Here is a 15,472-nt window from a genome sequence, read left to right as displayed (position 1 = left end):
TCGCGACCGGCGCGACATTTGGTCGTTTTGCCGCATTTGACAAGACTTTGGCCGAAATCGCTCCCATATGCGATATCGAACCATCTACGATTCGTCGCGGCACGGCCCCGCTTCCCGCCGCAACCTGTTGTTAACCAACAATGTTCGCCCTTTCTTATCCATTGCCGCCGACACTCCGGCCCAGCGGAATTTGCGATACGGGACAGAACCCAGATCGAACCGCCAAACTGAGCCAGTTGTGCAGCCGGCGCCGGACGACTACCTTGTTCCAAGGCATGATGCCGTTCGAAATCGCCGAGAAAAGCCTTCATGAAGGTCGTTGAACGTTACATCATGCGCCGTGCTTTCGCGGTATTCGCGCTGGCGCTCGTCTGGACGCTGGCGATCGTCTGGACGACTCAGGTGCTCGCCCGCATCGACCTCGTCACCGATAGCGGTCAGTCGGCCCTCACCTTCTTCGAAGTCGCAGCGTTGATCATCCCGACGATTGTTCCGATCGTCGTGCCGTTCGCCCTGGTGGTCGCGGTCGCTCAGATACTCAGTGTGATGAATTCGGATTCGGAGCTCGCCGTCATCAATGCCGCCGGCGCTTCACGCTGGACCATCGTCAGGCCGATCATGCTTCTGGCGCTCGCAGCCAGCGTTTTTTCGTTCGCCGTCGACAATGGCGTCGACCCTTACGCACGCCAGAAGAACCGCGAGTTGATTGCGTCGTCGCGTGCCGATCTGTTGTCGTTGATCATCCAGGAAGGCACCTTCCGCAAGATCGATGACGGCCTGTTCCTGCAGGTTGGCGAACGGCTTCCCGACAATCGCCTCGGCGGCATCTTCGTCGCCGATTCGCGCGAAGAAGGCGTCAATCTCGTCTATTACGCCAAGACCGGCAGCATCATCGAACGCGGCGACGAGAAGGTGCTGATGATGAATGACGGCGTCATCCATCGCAAAACCATGACCGGCGACCTCTCGGTGATCCGGTTCACCTCCTATGCCTTCGACCTGTCCGCTTTCATGTCGGCCTCATCTGACATCCTGCTTTTGCCGAAGGACCGGACGACCCAGTATCTGCTCAATCCCAGTCCGAACGACAAGCTGTACCAGCAAAAGCCGAACAGGTACCTGGCCGAGCTCAACCAGCGTTTTTCCGAGTGGTCCTATTCGCTCGTCTTCGCGCTGATCGCGCTTGCGGTCGCCGGAGATGCGCGCTCGCATCGCGAGGCGCGTGTGCACCCGCTGATCACGGCAATCGCGATTGCGCTGTTCGTGCGCTGGCTCGGGTTCTTTGCCGCCGGCAAGGCCGACAAGGTGCCGCAATATGCCTATATGGTCTACGGCGTCCCGATCGTGGCATCGGCGATCGCCATCTGGTTCATCGTGTCCAACCGGACCATGGAATTGCCGGTTGCCTGGGCCGATTGGATAACCAATCTTGCCGGCCGCTTCAGTGACGGCTGGAGCGCCATCAAGCTCCGTTTTGCCAGGCGTGGCGCATCCGGACAGGGGGCCGGCTGATGGGCTGGACTCTGGGTCGGTACTTCTTCTTTCGCTATGTGACGATCACCATCTGGTTCTTCATCGGCCTCTTGGCGCTGGTGTTCCTGATCGATTTCACCGAGCTTTCCGGCCGCACGACCGGCGTGCCGGGCTTCACCTACGCAACTGCGTTCGCCATTTCGGGGCTCAGGATGCCGATGATCATGCTGCAGACGGTGCCGTTCGTCGGCTTGTTCTCGGCGATGGCGACGTTGGTGTCGCTCAACCGCAAATATGAATTGGTCATCGCCCGTTCCGCCGGCGTCTCTGCATGGCAGTTCCTGCTGCCATGCTGCATCGGGGCGCTGCTGTTTGGAGCCTTGTCGGTCGGCGTCATCAATCCGGTAGCCGCGCACGCCTATTCCTGGTCCGAGGAGATCGAGACCCAGCTCCGTTCGGGCAAGTCGAACAGCGTCTCGGCCGATGCCGCGCCCTGGATCAGGCAGAAAACCAACGCCGGCGACACCATCATCGGCGCGCGCGCCATTCTCAACCAAGGCCTCGAGATGGCCGACGCGGTCTTCTTCAGTTTCAGCCCGCAAGGCGACATCATCGAGCGCAAGGATGCGGCGCGCGCCTTTTTGCGGGACGGCTACTGGGAATTGCAGGACGTGAAGGTGTTCCGGGACGGCACCATCCAGTCGTTATCCAGCGATCGGCTGCCGACCAATCTCAAGCCGGAATTCGTGCAAGAGCGGTTGGCGCGCCCTGAGACCATTCCCTTCTACGATCTGCCCGGCAAGATCGAGGTGGCCCGCTCCTTCGGCCTCAAGGCAAATGCCTTCGCCATGCAATTCAATTCCCTGATTGCGCTGCCTTTCCTGCTTGTCGCGATGACGCTGATTGCGGCAACGGTATCAATGCGATTTGCGAGGATGGGGCAGTCGGCAACGATGATTCTGGGTGGCATCGCGGCCGGCTTTCTGCTTTATGTCGTTTCGGTGCTGGTCAAGGCATTCGGCGTAGCGGGATTCGTACCCACTGCCGTAGCGGCTTGGGTCCCGGTTGTCGTGGCTATGTTCTTCGGGGTGACATTCCTGCTATACAAGGAAGACGGCTAGTGAGGGAGGCGGTTTTGCGCAGCCATAGGCACGCCGGTTTGGCACGCCTCTCTGCGGCGAGCGCCTTGGCATGCCTGCTTGCCAGCGTCGCCCCGGTTGCTCCGGCTTTTGCCCAGGACATCAGTGACCTGGCAACGAAGGTTCCGAGCGGCACGCAGATGCTGCTGGCAGCCGATACGCTGGTCTACGACAACGACAAGCAGACCGTGACGGCCGTCGGCGGCGTCCAGATCGACTATGGCGGCAACCGTCTGGTCGCCCAGCGGGTCGAATACAACCGCAACACCAAACGCCTCGTCGCCAGCGGCAATGTCGAGCTCGTCAATAGCGACGGAACCAAAATCTATTCGCAGCATGCCGACATCACCGACGATTTTGCCGACGGCTTCGTCAACGCGCTGCGTGTCGAGACCATAGACAAGGCGTATTTCGCCGCCGAAAGCGCGGAGCGCATGGGCGGCGTGCTGACGACGTTCCACAATGGCGTCTACACCGCCTGCGAGCCGTGCGAGGACAAGCCCGACAAAGCGCCGACCTGGCGTATCAAGGCCAGGAAGATCATCTGGAACGGCGAGAAGAAGACGGTTCGCTTCGAGAACTCGAATTTCGAGTTCTTCGGCTTTCCGCTGGCCTATCTGCCGGCTTTCGAGATCGCCGACCCAACGGTCAAGCGCAAGAGCGGCTTCCTGATCCCCGGCGTCGCCTACAAGAGCGATCTCGGCGTCGGTGTTAAAGTTCCCTATTATTTCGCGCTCTCGCCGACCTACGATCTCACTGTCACCGGCAGCGGCTATACCAAGCAAGGTTTCCTCGGTGAGGCCGAGTGGAGGCAGCGCTTCAACAACGGTCAGTACAGCCTGAAGATTGCGGGCATCCGGCAGGAGAATCCCGACGCCTTCATCGACGACAATGGCCACAACGTGAATTCGGGTACCGAAGGCGACCCGAACAGATTCCGCGGCATGATGGGCACCCAGGGCCAGTTCGCCATCAACCCGCGCTGGGACTTCGGCTGGGACATCCTGCTGCAGAGCGACAAGAATTTCGCGCGCACCTACGACATCGATGGCTTCAACGATAGCGTGCACCGCTCCGAGGTGTACCTGACGGGGCTCAACGATCGCAATTACTTCGATGTGCGCGCCATGCACTTCGACGTTCAGGAAGACACGCTCGCCAGCGATCCGACCGCACGCGCCGCCAAGCAGCCCTGGGTGCTGCCCTCGCTCGACTACGCCTATATCCCCGACATGCCGGTGGCCGGCGGGCAGCTGTCGTTCGACGTCAACGCGCGGGTCATTGACCGCGACAGGCTCGATACGGCTCTTGCAAATTCGGGCATCCCTTCGTCCGTCAACAACGTCCGCGGCATCGACGGTCAATCCGGCCGCCTTACCGCGGAAGCCGAATGGAAGCGCACCTTCACCACCGATGGCGGGCTGCTGCTGACACCGCTCCTGGCGCTGCGCGGCGACGCCGGCTACGTCAACGCCTCCTCGGCCTCGCTCGACGCCATCAACCAGATGGCGACCAATCTCGGCGTCGAGGACGATATGCGTTCATCGCTTGCCCGCTACATGGCGACCGCCGGCCTTGAGATGCGCTGGCCGGTACTGTTCTCGATGACCAGTTCCAGCCATGTCTTCGAACCGATGGCGCAAGTATTCATGCGTCCGAACGAGCAATATGTCGGCGGGCTGGCGGTCCCCAACGAGGACGCCCAGAGCTTCGTCTTCGACGCCACGACGCTGTTCGAGCGCGACAAATTCTCGGGCTATGACCGCATGGAAGGCGGCACACGCGCCAATGTCGGGCTGCGCTATTCCGGCGCATACGACAATGGCTGGGGCACTAATGCGGTGTTCGGCCAATCCTACCAGCTCGGCGGCCAGAACTCGTTCGGCACGCCGGACCTGGTCAATGTCGGCGCCTATTCGGGTCTTGAAACTGCAACCTCCGACTATGTCGGCCTTGTCGGCTTCAACAGCCCCAGCGGGTTTTCCGGCTCGGTCAGTGGCCGTTTCGACGAGCAAAGCTTCGAAATCCGCCGCGCTGAGGTAAAGGCCGCCTTTTCAGGCCTGCCGGTATCGCTGAGCGCCAAATACGCCTTCATCCAGGCGCAGCCGCTCTATGGGTTCTCGACCGATCGCCATGAAGTTACGCTCGGCGCCTCGACACATCTTGCCGAGAATTGGCGCGTCTTTGGCACCGGCACGTACGATCTGGAGCAGAGCGTTCTGGTCAAGGACGGGGTCGGCTTTGCCTATAGTGATTCGTGCTTTACCTATTTGATGACGTTTTCGGAAAGACGTGACCTGAACACCAAGGAAGTATCGCAGAACGTCGGCTTCAACCTGTCGTTCCGCACGCTCGGCGATTTCGGCTCGTCGCAACGCTCCATCGACACCATTCAATAACGGGCAGCGGTCGGCAACGGGGCGGCTGGCGGACGACATTGTTTCGCCGCATAGAGCAGGCACGAATTTCAGCGGCTTGAACTGGGATAGGTTGGGCCGAATCGGGATGGAATTGGGATGCTTTCGATGAGGAAATACCTCTTTTCGGCAGGGTTCGCGCTGCTGGTGGCGTTCTCGATCACCGCAGTGACGCGGCCAGTTTTCGCCACCGAGATCAAATACGTCGTCAACAATATACCGATCACCACCGGCGACATCCAGCATCGGGCCGCTTTCCTGCGCCTGCAGCACAGAAAGGGCGATGCCGGCCAGGAAATGATCGACCAGACGCTGCGTCTGGCCGAAGCCCGGCGGCTCGGCATCCGCATCAGCGACGCGCAGGTCGATGCCGCTTATCAGCGTTTCGCCACCAGCAACAAGATGCCGCTCAAGCAGCTTGACGGCGCCATGGCGCAATCCGGCGTCACCAAGGAGCATTTCAAGGAGTTTATCCGGGCGCAGATGGCCTGGAACCAGGCGCTGACCGCGCGTCACCGTTCTAGCGACGGCGGCGGCGCCATGAGCGAGCAGGACCTCGTCAAGCGCATGCTCGAAAAAGGCGGCAGCAAACCGAGCGCCACAGAGTACATGCTGCAACAGGTCATCTTCGTGGTGCCGGCCGCCGAGCGAAGCGCGACGCTGGCCAAGCGCAAACGCGAAGCCGACGCCATGCGCGCCCGCTTCAACGGCTGCAACACCACGCGCGAATTCGCCAAGGGCCTGATCGATGTCACGGTTCGCGATCTCGGCCGGGTGCTGGCGCCGCAATTGCCGGCGGACTGGGCCGAGCAGATAAAGGCTACAAAGGTCGGCGGCGCCACCACGACGCGCGAAACCGACCGCGGTGTCGAATTCATCGGCATCTGCTCGTCGCGCGAAGTGTCAGACGACAAAGCCGCGCAGATGGTGTTCCAGAGTGAAGGTTCGAACGACAAGAACGCCGACGAACTCTCGAAGAAATATGTCGAGGAGTTGCGGAAGAAAGCCCGCATAATCGAGCGCTGAAGTCGAAGCGCCGTGCCTGACGTAGAGCTTCCGCTGGCGTTGAGCGTCGGCGATCCGTCCGGCGTGGGGCCGGACATCGCCATCGCTGCTTGGCAGGCCCGCGATAGCGCTGGCGTTCCGTCTTTTTATCTCCTTGCCGATCCGGCACTGATTGCCGCGCGGGCGCACAGGCTCGGCACCGATATCGCGATTGCCGAGACGACGCCGGCGCTAGCGCCGGGGGTGTTTTCGCGCGCGCTGCCGGTGGTGGCGCTTGCTGCCCGTTTCGTCGACAGTCCCGGCCGCCCGGATCCAGCCAACGCCGCCGGCATCATCGAGGCGATCGACCGCGCCGTTGCCGACTGCCTGGCTGGCCGCGCTGCCGCGGTCGTCACCTGCCCCATTGCCAAGAAGCCGCTCTACGATGTCGGCTTTCGCTTTCCCGGCCACACCGAATACCTGGCGCATCTGGCATCGCTTCACACCGGCACCGAATTGACGCCGGTGATGCTGCTTGCCGGCCCGGACCTGCGCACCGTGCCGGTCACCATCCACATCGCACTGGCCGAGGTGCCGAAGGCGCTGACGACCGACCTGATCGTCGCCACCGGGCGCATCACCGCCGCCGACCTTGCAAACCGCTTCGGAATTGCCAAGCCGCGGCTCGCCGTTGCCGGCCTCAACCCGCATGCCGGCGAAGGCGGCGCGATGGGCACCGAAGACGAGCGGATCGTGCGCCCGGCGATCGACCGGCTGAGGCAGGAAGGGATCGACGCCTTCGGGCCATTGCCGGCCGACACGCTGTTTCACGCCCGCGCCCGCGCCGGCTACGACGTGGCGCTCTGCATGTATCACGACCAGGCGCTGATCCCGGCCAAGGCGCTGGCGTTTGACGAGGCGGTCAACGTCACGCTCGGCCTGCCCTTCGTCCGCACCTCGCCCGACCACGGCACCGCCTTCGACATCGCCGGCAAGGGCATCGCCCGTGCCGACAGCCTGATTGCGGCGCTGAAACTCGCTCGCCTGCTTGCCGATACCGGGAAAAGGCCGTAGGCCCCTGAGCCCAATGAGCCCAATTCCATGGCATTAACCCGATGAGCCCAGCCCGATGAGCATAGACGGCCTGCCGCCACTGCGCGAGGTGATCGAGCGCTATGGGCTGCAGGCGAAAAAGGCACTCGGCCAGAATTTTCTGCTCGACCTTAACCTGACAAGCAAGATTGCACGGATCGCCGGCGACCTGTCCGATGTTACGGTTATCGAGGTCGGTCCCGGTCCGGGCGGGCTGACCCGGGCCCTGCTCCTCAATGGCGCCCGGCGGGTCGTCGCGATCGAGCGCGACGAGCGCTGCCTGGCGGCCTTGGCCGAGATCGCGAACCACTATCCGGGTCGGCTCGAGATCGTAGCCGGCGATGCGCTGAAAACTGATTTTGCAGCGCTTGCCAAAGGAGTGCCGGGAAGCGGCGGGTCGGCGAAAATCGTCGCCAACCTGCCTTACAATATCGGTACCGAATTGCTGGTTCGCTGGCTGACCGTGACCGAGTGGCCGCCTTTCTACACATCGATGACGCTGATGTTCCAGCGCGAGGTCGCCGAACGCATTGCAGCCAGCCCCGGCAGCGAGGCCTATGGTCGGCTCGGCGTGCTGGCCGGCTGGCGGACGGAGGCGAGGATTGCGTTCGACGTGCCGCCGCAGGCGTTCACGCCGCCACCCAAGGTGACGTCCTCGGTGGTGCATCTGGTGCCGCGCCCCAACCCCTTGCCGGCAGAGGTGAAACGGCTCAGCCGCGTCACCGAAGCGGCATTCGGCCAGCGCCGGAAAATGCTGCGGCAGAGCGTGAAAAGCCTCGGCGGCGAGGCACTGCTCACCCGCGCCGGCATCGATCCGACCAGGCGTGCGGAGACGCTCAGCGTCGAGGAATTCGTTCGCCTGACCAACGCGGTGTGATGCAGGGAAGCGTCCGCGTGGAATTTCCGCTCTCATGGCATAGATAGCCTGACAAACCTTGCCCGGAGACAAACAGTGGCCGCCTATGTCATTTCCGACGTCGCGATCCGTGACGCAGAGGCTATCGAAGCCTATCGCGCCCGCGCGGCTGCCTCCATCGCCCAGCATGGCGGGCGCTATCTGGTACGCGGCGGCGAGGTGGAAATGTTGGAAGGCGACTGGTCTCCCGGGCCGCTGATCATCGTCGAATTCCCCGACATGGACACGGCGCGGCGTTGGTATCGCTCCGCCGAATATGCCGCGGCATTGGAACTGCGCGACGCCGCACTCAGTCGCAATCTGATCCTGGTCGCGGGGACAGCGCCTTGATCAATCCGTCTTTTCGTCGAGCAGCCCCGAGACGAAATCGAACAGGCCTGGCCGGCGATCGCGTCTGAGCCGTTCGGCCGTGACGATGCCCCGCACCTCGGCGAAAGCGCGGTCGAGATCGTCGTTGACTATGACGAAATCATATTCCTTCCAGTGCTCGATCTCGTTGCGGGCGTTCTTGAGCCGCGTCTCGATCACCGCTTCCTGATCCTCGGCGCGACGCTTCAGCCGCGCCTTCAATTCCTTCATCGATGGCGGCAGGATGAATATCGAGACGATGTCGGCGCGCATCTTCTCCTTGAGCTGCTGAGCGCCTTGCCAGTCGATGTCGAACAGCATGTCGCGGCCTTCGGCCAGCGCCTGTTCAGCCGGCTCGCGCGGCGTCGCGTAGCAATTGCCGTGCACCTCCGCCCATTCGAGCAGCGCATCGGAATCGCGCAGCCGCTCGAACTCGCGCATGGTGCGGAAGTGGTAATGGACGCCCTCGATCTCGCTGCCGCGGCGTGGCCGCGTGGTGACCGAGACCGACAATTCCAGGCTGGAATCGCTCTCCAGCAGATTGCGCGCAATCGTCGACTTGCCGGCGCCTGACGGCGACGACAAGACCAGCATCAGCCCGCGGCGCCGAATGCGGGAACCCACATCCCTAGCGGTCATGGGGCTTGGCAGTCATGTGGCTTGGCATCGGGATCATTCCAGATTCTGGACCTGTTCGCGAAACTGGTCGACGACCGCCTTCAGCTCCAGCCCGATGGCGGTGACCGCAGCGGCATTCGACTTGGAACACAGCGTATTCGATTCGCGGTTGAATTCCTGTGCTAGGAAATCGAGCTTGCGGCCGATGGCGCCACCGCCGGCGAGCAGCGCCCGGCCCGACGCCACGTGCGTCTTCAGCCGGTCGATCTCCTCGCGTATGTCGGCCTTGGTGGCCAGGAACGCCGCTTCCATATGCAGCCGGCTGGCGTCCAGGTTGGCGGACGCGTCCATCAACAGGCGGATCTGCTCGGCGAGCCTTTCGCGGATCGTGGCCGGCTCGCGTGATGGATCGGCCTCGGCCCGCAGCGTCAGCGCCTCGATGGCGTCGATATGGCCGGACAGCAGGGAACTAAGTGCGGCACCTTCGCCCTGGCGCGCCTGCTGCAGCCCGTTCAGTGCTGCTTCCAGCGCCGACAGTATCGCGGTATCGAGCACACTGCGCGCCTCTTCGGTTTCGATGGTTTCGGGAATGTCGAGGACGCCGCGCAGCGCAAGCAGCCCGTCGGCCGCCGCAGGTGCTACTCCGAACTGCTCCTGCAGTCGCTTGGCCAACCCCGCCAGATCCTTCAGGAAAGCCTCGTTGACCACGGGTTGCGCTTGAGCGCCGGCGGCGCGGCCAATGGTCAGCGTCATCTGGAAATTGCCGCGCGCAAAACGCTTTTGCACCGTCTGCCGGACGGCCGGCTCCAGCCGGTCGAAACCTTGCGGCAGCCGCAGCCTGACCTCGACGCTCTTGCCGTTGACGGACTTGGCTTCCCAGGCAATCGAAGTGCCGTCGTGTTCGGCGACACTGCGCGCAAAACCGGTCATGCTCTGCAAGTTCATGTAGCCGTGCGTCCCTTTGCCGAATGCTCTCAAGCCGGAACGATTTCTCCGGACAGGATCATGTGAATTTCAATGTCATAGCTGCCCTTGCACATCCACCCGGACATGCACAGGGCGAACCTGATGGCGTCCGGCCCTACTGGGCGGCGGTGGCGCCCGCATCGTCAACGATGGCTCCCGCCGGCGTGTCGGCTCCGGTATTGGTTGCCCCGGCCTTGGCGGCGTCCTGCGCCTGCTTTTTCAGCAGTGCCCGGTAGCGAGCGACATTCTCGTTATGCTCATCGAGGGTCGAGGCAAAGACGTGGCCGCCACTGCCGTCGGCAACGAAGTAAAGATCGCTGGTCTTCGACGGATTGGCGACTGCCTCCAGCGCCGCACGACCGGGATTGGCGATCGGCGTCGGCGGCAGGCCGTTGATCAGATAGGTGTTGTAGGGCGTCGGCTTCTGGATGTCCGACTGATAGATCGGGCGGTCGATGGGTTTGCCCTTGCCGCCGAACAGGCCGTAGATGATGGTCGGGTCCGACTGCAGCCGCATACCCTTGGCCAGCCGGTTGAGGAAGACGGCGGCTACGCGCGAGCGTTCATCGCCCTTGCCGGTCTCCTTCTCGACGATCGAGGCCAGGGTGATAAAATCCTCAACGTTGGCGATCGGCAGATCCGGCGCTCGGCGCTGCCAGACTTCGTCGACCAGCTTCTTCTGGTCGGCCAGAAGCTTGTCGACCATCTGCTGGCGTGTTGCGCCGCGGGTGAAGCGCAGCGTGTCGGTGGCGAGGCTGCCCTCGGGTGGAGTGGTCGACGGCATATCGCCGGTCAGCGCGTCCTGCTCGGCGATCCGTTGCAGCGCCTGCTCGACCGTCAGTCCCTCGGGGATAGTCAGCGAATACATCACCGACTTGCCGCTCTTCAACAGTTCCATGATATCGTGCATCGACGCCTGCGGCTTGATCTCGTATTCGCCGGCCTTCAGGGCGGAATCATTGCCAAAGGCGCGCACGCCAAGGCGGAAGATGCGGGCGTCGCTGATCAGCCCTCGCCGCTCAAGCTGGTCGGCGATCTCCTGGACGCCGCTATTCGGCTTGACCAGGAACGTGTCGCCATTGGCCGACGGGCCGGGCTCGTTGAACTCCTGCTTGCCGAAATACAGCGCAACGCCTGCCGCCAGAACCATCAGCATCACCGAAGAGATGACGAAGTTCATGAACACGACGAACTGGCTGCGCGAGGCACGCGAGCGCTTCGGCGGCGGCGTGCCGGCCTCGGGCCGCAACGCCTCGCTGGCCGTCTTCGGCACGATCGGGCCGGGCGTTGCTGGCCGCTGCCCGAATTCGCCGTTATCGGCCGGATTTGTGTTCATAGCGCCCTACCATTTGATCTTGCGACGAATCCCCTCGGGCAGAGTAGGGGCGAATATGGCAAAATTGACGGCAGACGGAAACCGGCGGAGCGGTCAGCCATTGTAGCGCTGGAAGACGAGCGAGGCGTTGGTGCCACCGAAGCCGAAGGAGTTGGACAGCGCCACCTCGATCTGCCGGGCCCGCGGTTTGTGCGGCACCAGGTCAATCGCCGTTTCGCGCTCCGGATTGTCGAGATTGATGGTCGGCGGCGCGATGTTGTCGCGAATGGCGAGGACCGAAAAGATCGCCTCGGCAGCACCCGCCGCGCCCAGCAGGTGGCCAATCGACGATTTGGTCGACGACATCGATATCTTCGAGGCGGCGTTGCCGACCAGCCGCTCGACGGCGCCGAGTTCGATCGTATCGGCCATGGTCGAGGTGCCGTGCGCGTTGATGTAGTCGACATCGGCCGGCGTCAGCTTCGCCCGGTTCAGCGCCGCGGTCATGCAACGGAAAGCGCCGTCGCCGTCTTCGGCAGGCGCGGTGATGTGATAGGCGTCACCGGTCAGACCGTAGCCGGTGACCTCGGCATAGATCTTGGCGCCGCGGGCCTTGGCGTGTTCGAGCTCCTCGAGCACGACAACACCGGCGCCCTCGCCCATGACGAAGCCGTCGCGATCGCGATCGTAGGGGCGTGAGGCCGTTTGCGGCGCGTCGTTGCGCTCGGTGGAGAGCGCGCGGCAAGCGGCGAATCCGGCGATCGAAAGCCTCGTCACCGGCGCTTCGGCGCCGCCGGCGACCATAACGTCGGCATCGCCCCAGATGATCAGCCGGGCGGCATCGCCGATGGCGTGCGCACCGGTCGAGCAGGCGGTGACGACGGCATGGTTGGGGCCTTTCAACCCATGCCGGATCGAGACCTGACCGGAGACGAGGTTGATGATCTGGCCGGGGATGAAGAACGGGCTGATGCGGCGCGGACCGCGTTCCTTGAGGATCATTGCATTCTCGGCGATGCCTTCGATGCCGCCGATGCCCGAACCGATCAGCACGCCGGTGGCGCACTGTTCCTCATGCGTCTTCGGCTGCCAGCCGGAATCCTTGAGTGCCTCGTCGGCGGCCGCGATCCCGTACAGGATGAAGTCGCCGATCTTGCGCAATTCCTTCGGCTCGAGAACGGCTTCAGGATTGAAAGTGGCATTGGAGCCGTCACCGCGCGGAATGACGTGGGCGACCTTGCAGGCAAGGTCTTCCACCTCAAATTCGGTGATGCGCTTGGCTGCGCTGCGGCCGGTCAGAAGCTCCTTCCAGCTGTGCTCGAAGCCCATGCCGAACGGCGAAAGCAGCCCAAGGCCCGTGACGACGACACGCCTCATCGCAGGTCCTCCCCGGTAATGACTGCAAATAGCGTCAGGCGGAGGCCTTGTCGATGTATTTCACCGCATCGCCAACAGTCAGGATGGTCTCGGCCGCATCGTCCGGGATCTCGACACCGAATTCTTCTTCGAACGCCATGACAAGTTCGACCGTGTCGAGGCTGTCCGCGCCCAGATCATCGATGAAGCTCGCCTGCTCCGTCACCTTGTCGGCATCGACGCCAAGGTGCTCGATGACGATCTTCTTGACGCGCTCTGCGGTGTCACTCATTTGGGCATCCTCGTCTTTTGGTTGTCTGTCTTCGTTAGCGGGCAGAATGCCGCTAATCAAGCTGAAAGATGGTCCTGCCGGAAACGCAACGGAACAGGACCGGTTTTTGCCCGAACCGCCGGGTTGCGGGCGGCATTACACGAAAAATCCCGTGCATCCAAGACGGAATGAAGCGTTTTCCCAAGTGTTAGATCATTGCCATGCCGCCATTGACATGAATGGTCTGGCCGGTGACGTAGGCTGCCTCGTTGGAAGCTAGGTAAGCGACGGCAGAGGCGACTTCGGCGCCCGTGCCCATGCGCCGGGTCGGGATCGCCGCCATGATCGCCTCTTTCTGCTTGTCGTTGAGCTTGGCGGTCATCGCCGATTCGATGAAGCCCGGGGCGACGCAGTTGACGGTGATATTGCGGGTGGCGATCTCCTGCGCCAGCGATTTGGAAAAGCCGATCATACCGGCTTTGGAGGCGCAATAATTGGTCTGGCCGGGATTGCCGGTGACGCCGACCACTGAGGTGATGTTGATGATGCGGCCATGGCGGCGCCGCATCATCGGATGGGTAAGCTCGCGGGTCAGCCGGAACACGGCGGTCAAGTTGACCTCGAGCACGCTATCCCAGTCGGCGTCAGCCATGCGTACGAACAACCCGTCCTTGGTGATGCCGGCATTGTTGACGAGGATATCTACGCCTTCGAGATCGGCCTCCGCCTTCTGGCCGAGCGCCTTGACGTCGTCGCGATTGGAAAGATTGGCCGGGAAAAGCTTTACCCGGTCGCCCAGTTCGGCGGCCAGCGCCTCCAGTTTCTCGATACGTGTGCCGTGCAGGCCGACGATGGCGCCCTGGGCATGCAGCACGCGGGCGATCGCCTCGCCGATGCCTCCCGATGCGCCAGTGACGAGCGCCTTGCGGCCGGTCAATTCGAACATGTTTTATCCTCTTCCCAAATCATACTGGCCAATCATAGGGGCTGGCGAGTTCGGCTATCTTAAAACGTCGCCGCGGTGGCCTATGGTTACCACCAGAATGACGAGCCGGTTATCCTGCACATCGCAAATGATGCGATAATCTCCGACGCGATATCTCCAAAAGGTTGCGAGCGGACCCTTCAGCGGTTTGCCGAGTTCACGCGGGTTGTCGAGAACGGCAATGCGGTTTTCGATAAAATCACGGATACGGTGACGTGTCTGCGGATCCAATTCTTCGACAAATTTTCGCGCCGAGCGGGCGTATTCAAGCGTCCAGGCCACGCCAGAAGTCCTCGGCTCTCATGACGTCTTCTTCACCACGCCTGATCCGCTCAACGACTTCGGCAGCCAAGTAGTAATCTTCCAAGTCCTCCAGACCACGTTCAATGAGCTCGCGCAGATAGTAGGCCTTGCTGCGACCAGTCTTGGCGGCGAGAAAATCCAGGCGCTGCTCGACTTCAGGAGAAAGGCGGATCGATGTGGGCATGCCGCACCTCGTTGCGATACATGTATTCATCTAGCGGCAAGCACCGATGAATTCAAGCTACGTGGTCACCCCAAGGCGGCAAGTGCCGTCTCGACCTCCGCCGCCGATCCGATGCTGCTGGTGGCAATGTCGCGGTTGATGCGGCGGGCCAGCCCCGACAGCACCTTGCCGGCGCCCACTTCGTAGAGCGTCGCAACGCCATTCGCGCCGAACCACTCCACCGTTTCGCGCCAGCGCACGCGCCCGACCACCTGTTCCACGAGGCGGCGGGCAATCTCGTCGGGATCGCTCGTCGGGGTCACCGTAACATTCGAGACCAGCGGCACGACCGGCGCAATCTTCGTCACGGCGGCCAGCGCCTCCCGCATGATCTCGGCCGCCGGCTTCATCAGCGCCGAATGGAAGGGCGCCGAGACCTGCAGCATCAGCGCCCGCTTGGCGCCCTTCTCCGTGCATAGCTTCGCCGCCAGTTCGACCGCCGGCCGGGCGCCGGAGATCACCAGCTGGCCGCCGCCATTGTCATTGGCGATCTGGCAAACCAAGGCTTGTGCGGGATCTTTAGCCGCGCCTTGGGCGGCCTCTGCGCAAGCGGCCTCGACGTCGGCTTGTTCCAGCCCGATGATCGCCGCCATGGCGCCCTCGCCTGCCGGTACCGCCGCCTGCATGGCGTTGCCGCGGATGCGCAACAGCCGGGCAGCGTCCGCGACCGAAACGAAACCGGCGGCCGCAAGTGCCGAATATTCGCCGAGCGAGTGGCCGGCCACATAGGTGACCTTGCCTTTCAGGGAGAAGCCGCGCGCCTCCAGCGCCCGGATTGCGGCAAGCGACACCGCCATTAGCGCCGGCTGGGCATTGGCGGTCAGCGTCAGCATCTCTTCCGGCCCTTCCCAGATCAGCTGCGATAGTTTTTCGCCGAGCGCGTCGTCGACTTCCTCGAAGATCTGCCGCGATTCCACAAAGGTTTCGGCGAGGTCCTTGCCCATGCCGACAGCTTGGCTGCCCTGCCCCGGAAAGGTGAATGCGATGGCCATCGTCGGCTCCCAGCTGCTGGTTCTCGTTGCCTGTGACGCAAGGCGTGCGGCCAAGTCAAGTCCAACCTTCACCT

At 62.8% G+C, this 15,472-nt stretch carries 16 protein-coding genes; 7 read left to right on the top strand and 9 right to left on the bottom strand.

The window, feature by feature from the left end; genetic code table 11:
• Nucleotides 1-309 precede the first annotated feature (309 nt).
• The 7 genes from lptF (at nucleotide 310) to NKH70_RS05995 (ending at nucleotide 8,351) form a co-directional block, all read left to right on the top strand.
• Nucleotides 310-1,512 carry an LPS export ABC transporter permease LptF gene (lptF, locus tag NKH70_RS06025; protein ID WP_292664502.1) on the top strand — a complete coding sequence of 401 codons (1,203 nt, stop codon included), beginning with the start codon at nucleotides 310-312 and terminating at the stop codon, nucleotides 1,510-1,512.
• Nucleotides 1,509-2,594, top strand: coding sequence for an LPS export ABC transporter permease LptG (gene lptG, locus NKH70_RS06020; protein ID WP_352911633.1), 1,086 nt, complete (start codon nucleotides 1,509-1,511; stop codon nucleotides 2,592-2,594). The genes lptF and lptG overlap by 4 nt, the downstream gene beginning before the upstream one ends.
• Entirely contained in the window at nucleotides 2,594-5,011 is a 2,418-nt protein-coding gene (locus tag NKH70_RS06015) for an LPS-assembly protein LptD (RefSeq protein ID WP_352911467.1), read from the top strand. The genes lptG and NKH70_RS06015 overlap by 1 nt, the downstream gene beginning before the upstream one ends.
• A 117-nt stretch (nucleotides 5,012-5,128) precedes the next feature.
• The gene (locus tag NKH70_RS06010) at nucleotides 5,129-6,055 is read left to right on the top strand and encodes a peptidylprolyl isomerase (protein ID WP_352911469.1); all 927 of its coding nucleotides are present in this window, start codon (nucleotides 5,129-5,131) and stop codon (nucleotides 6,053-6,055) included.
• Between the two features lie 12 nt (nucleotides 6,056-6,067).
• Complete coding sequence (gene pdxA / locus NKH70_RS06005) at nucleotides 6,068-7,087, top strand: 4-hydroxythreonine-4-phosphate dehydrogenase PdxA (protein ID WP_352911472.1); 1,020 nt, start codon at nucleotides 6,068-6,070, stop codon at nucleotides 7,085-7,087.
• Nucleotides 7,088-7,142: 55 nt separating this feature from the next.
• Nucleotides 7,143-7,982: a 16S rRNA (adenine(1518)-N(6)/adenine(1519)-N(6))-dimethyltransferase RsmA gene (gene rsmA / locus NKH70_RS06000; protein ID WP_352911474.1), complete on the top strand. Its 840-nt coding sequence runs from the start codon at nucleotides 7,143-7,145 to the stop codon at nucleotides 7,980-7,982.
• 75 nt (nucleotides 7,983-8,057) lie between these two features.
• On the top strand, nucleotides 8,058-8,351 hold the full coding sequence (locus tag NKH70_RS05995) for a DUF1330 domain-containing protein (RefSeq protein WP_352467161.1): 294 nt from the start codon (nucleotides 8,058-8,060) through the stop codon (nucleotides 8,349-8,351).
• Here NKH70_RS05995 and gmk read toward each other — a convergent pair whose 3' ends face one another.
• The 9 genes from gmk to fabD form a co-directional block, all read right to left on the bottom strand.
• Nucleotides 8,352-9,008 (bottom strand): guanylate kinase, encoded by a 657-nt coding sequence (gene gmk, locus NKH70_RS05990; RefSeq protein ID WP_023677701.1) that lies wholly within the window; start codon nucleotides 9,006-9,008, stop codon nucleotides 8,352-8,354.
• A gap of 33 nt (nucleotides 9,009-9,041) precedes the next feature.
• A complete protein-coding gene (locus NKH70_RS05985; protein WP_352911478.1) occupies nucleotides 9,042-9,932 on the bottom strand; it encodes a YicC/YloC family endoribonuclease in 891 nt (296 codons plus the stop codon).
• A 136-nt stretch (nucleotides 9,933-10,068) separates the two neighbouring features.
• Entirely contained in the window at nucleotides 10,069-11,289 is a 1,221-nt protein-coding gene (mltG, locus tag NKH70_RS05980; RefSeq protein WP_352911481.1) for an endolytic transglycosylase MltG, read from the bottom strand.
• A gap of 93 nt (nucleotides 11,290-11,382) precedes the next feature.
• Nucleotides 11,383-12,645 carry a beta-ketoacyl-ACP synthase II gene (fabF, locus tag NKH70_RS05975; protein WP_352911483.1) on the bottom strand — a complete coding sequence of 421 codons (1,263 nt, stop codon included), beginning with the start codon at nucleotides 12,643-12,645 and terminating at the stop codon, nucleotides 11,383-11,385.
• A gap of 34 nt (nucleotides 12,646-12,679) precedes the next feature.
• The gene (locus NKH70_RS05970) at nucleotides 12,680-12,916 is read right to left on the bottom strand and encodes an acyl carrier protein (RefSeq protein ID WP_006203723.1); all 237 of its coding nucleotides are present in this window, start codon (nucleotides 12,914-12,916) and stop codon (nucleotides 12,680-12,682) included.
• A gap of 187 nt (nucleotides 12,917-13,103) precedes the next feature.
• On the bottom strand, nucleotides 13,104-13,841 hold the full coding sequence (gene fabG, locus NKH70_RS05965) for a 3-oxoacyl-[acyl-carrier-protein] reductase (protein WP_292663869.1): 738 nt from the start codon (nucleotides 13,839-13,841) through the stop codon (nucleotides 13,104-13,106).
• Between the two features lie 54 nt (nucleotides 13,842-13,895).
• Entirely contained in the window at nucleotides 13,896-14,162 is a 267-nt protein-coding gene (locus tag NKH70_RS05960; RefSeq protein ID WP_352911486.1) for a type II toxin-antitoxin system RelE family toxin, read from the bottom strand.
• Nucleotides 14,146-14,367, bottom strand: a complete 222-nt coding sequence (relB, locus tag NKH70_RS05955; protein WP_352467166.1) for a type II toxin-antitoxin system RelB family antitoxin — start codon at nucleotides 14,365-14,367, stop codon at nucleotides 14,146-14,148. Before relB ends, NKH70_RS05960 begins: the two co-directional genes overlap by 17 nt.
• Nucleotides 14,368-14,432: 65 nt before the next feature.
• Nucleotides 14,433-15,398 carry an ACP S-malonyltransferase gene (fabD, locus tag NKH70_RS05950; protein WP_352911489.1) on the bottom strand — a complete coding sequence of 322 codons (966 nt, stop codon included), beginning with the start codon at nucleotides 15,396-15,398 and terminating at the stop codon, nucleotides 14,433-14,435.
• Between the last annotated feature and the right edge of the window lie 74 nt (nucleotides 15,399-15,472).

Source organism: Mesorhizobium sp. M0991, from assembly GCF_040318915.1.
GTDB lineage: Bacteria > Pseudomonadota > Alphaproteobacteria > Rhizobiales > Rhizobiaceae > Mesorhizobium.
This window is presented reverse-complemented; position numbering and strand designations above follow the sequence as displayed.

Bases quoted from the DNA above. Each gene is read 5' to 3' on its own strand.
- mltG (WP_352911481.1), bottom strand. From the start codon at position 11,289: ATGAACACAAATCCGGCCGATAACGGCGAATTCGGGCAGCGGCCAGCA.
- gmk (WP_023677701.1), bottom strand. From the start codon at position 9,008: ATGACCGCTAGGGATGTGGGTTCCCGCATTCGGCGCCGCGGGCTGATG.
- relB (WP_352467166.1), bottom strand. From the start codon at position 14,367: ATGCCCACATCGATCCGCCTTTCTCCTGAAGTCGAGCAGCGCCTGGAT.
- fabD (WP_352911489.1), bottom strand. From the start codon at position 15,398: ATGGCCATCGCATTCACCTTTCCGGGGCAGGGCAGCCAAGCTGTCGGC.
- NKH70_RS05985 (WP_352911478.1), bottom strand. From the start codon at position 9,932: ATGAACTTGCAGAGCATGACCGGTTTTGCGCGCAGTGTCGCCGAACAC.
- rsmA (WP_352911474.1), top strand. From the start codon at position 7,143: ATGAGCATAGACGGCCTGCCGCCACTGCGCGAGGTGATCGAGCGCTAT.
- fabF (WP_352911483.1), bottom strand. From the start codon at position 12,645: ATGAGGCGTGTCGTCGTCACGGGCCTTGGGCTGCTTTCGCCGTTCGGC.
- lptF (WP_292664502.1), top strand. From the start codon at position 310: ATGAAGGTCGTTGAACGTTACATCATGCGCCGTGCTTTCGCGGTATTC.
- NKH70_RS06010 (WP_352911469.1), top strand. From the start codon at position 5,129: ATGCTTTCGATGAGGAAATACCTCTTTTCGGCAGGGTTCGCGCTGCTG.
- NKH70_RS05970 (WP_006203723.1), bottom strand. From the start codon at position 12,916: ATGAGTGACACCGCAGAGCGCGTCAAGAAGATCGTCATCGAGCACCTT.
- fabG (WP_292663869.1), bottom strand. From the start codon at position 13,841: ATGTTCGAATTGACCGGCCGCAAGGCGCTCGTCACTGGCGCATCGGGA.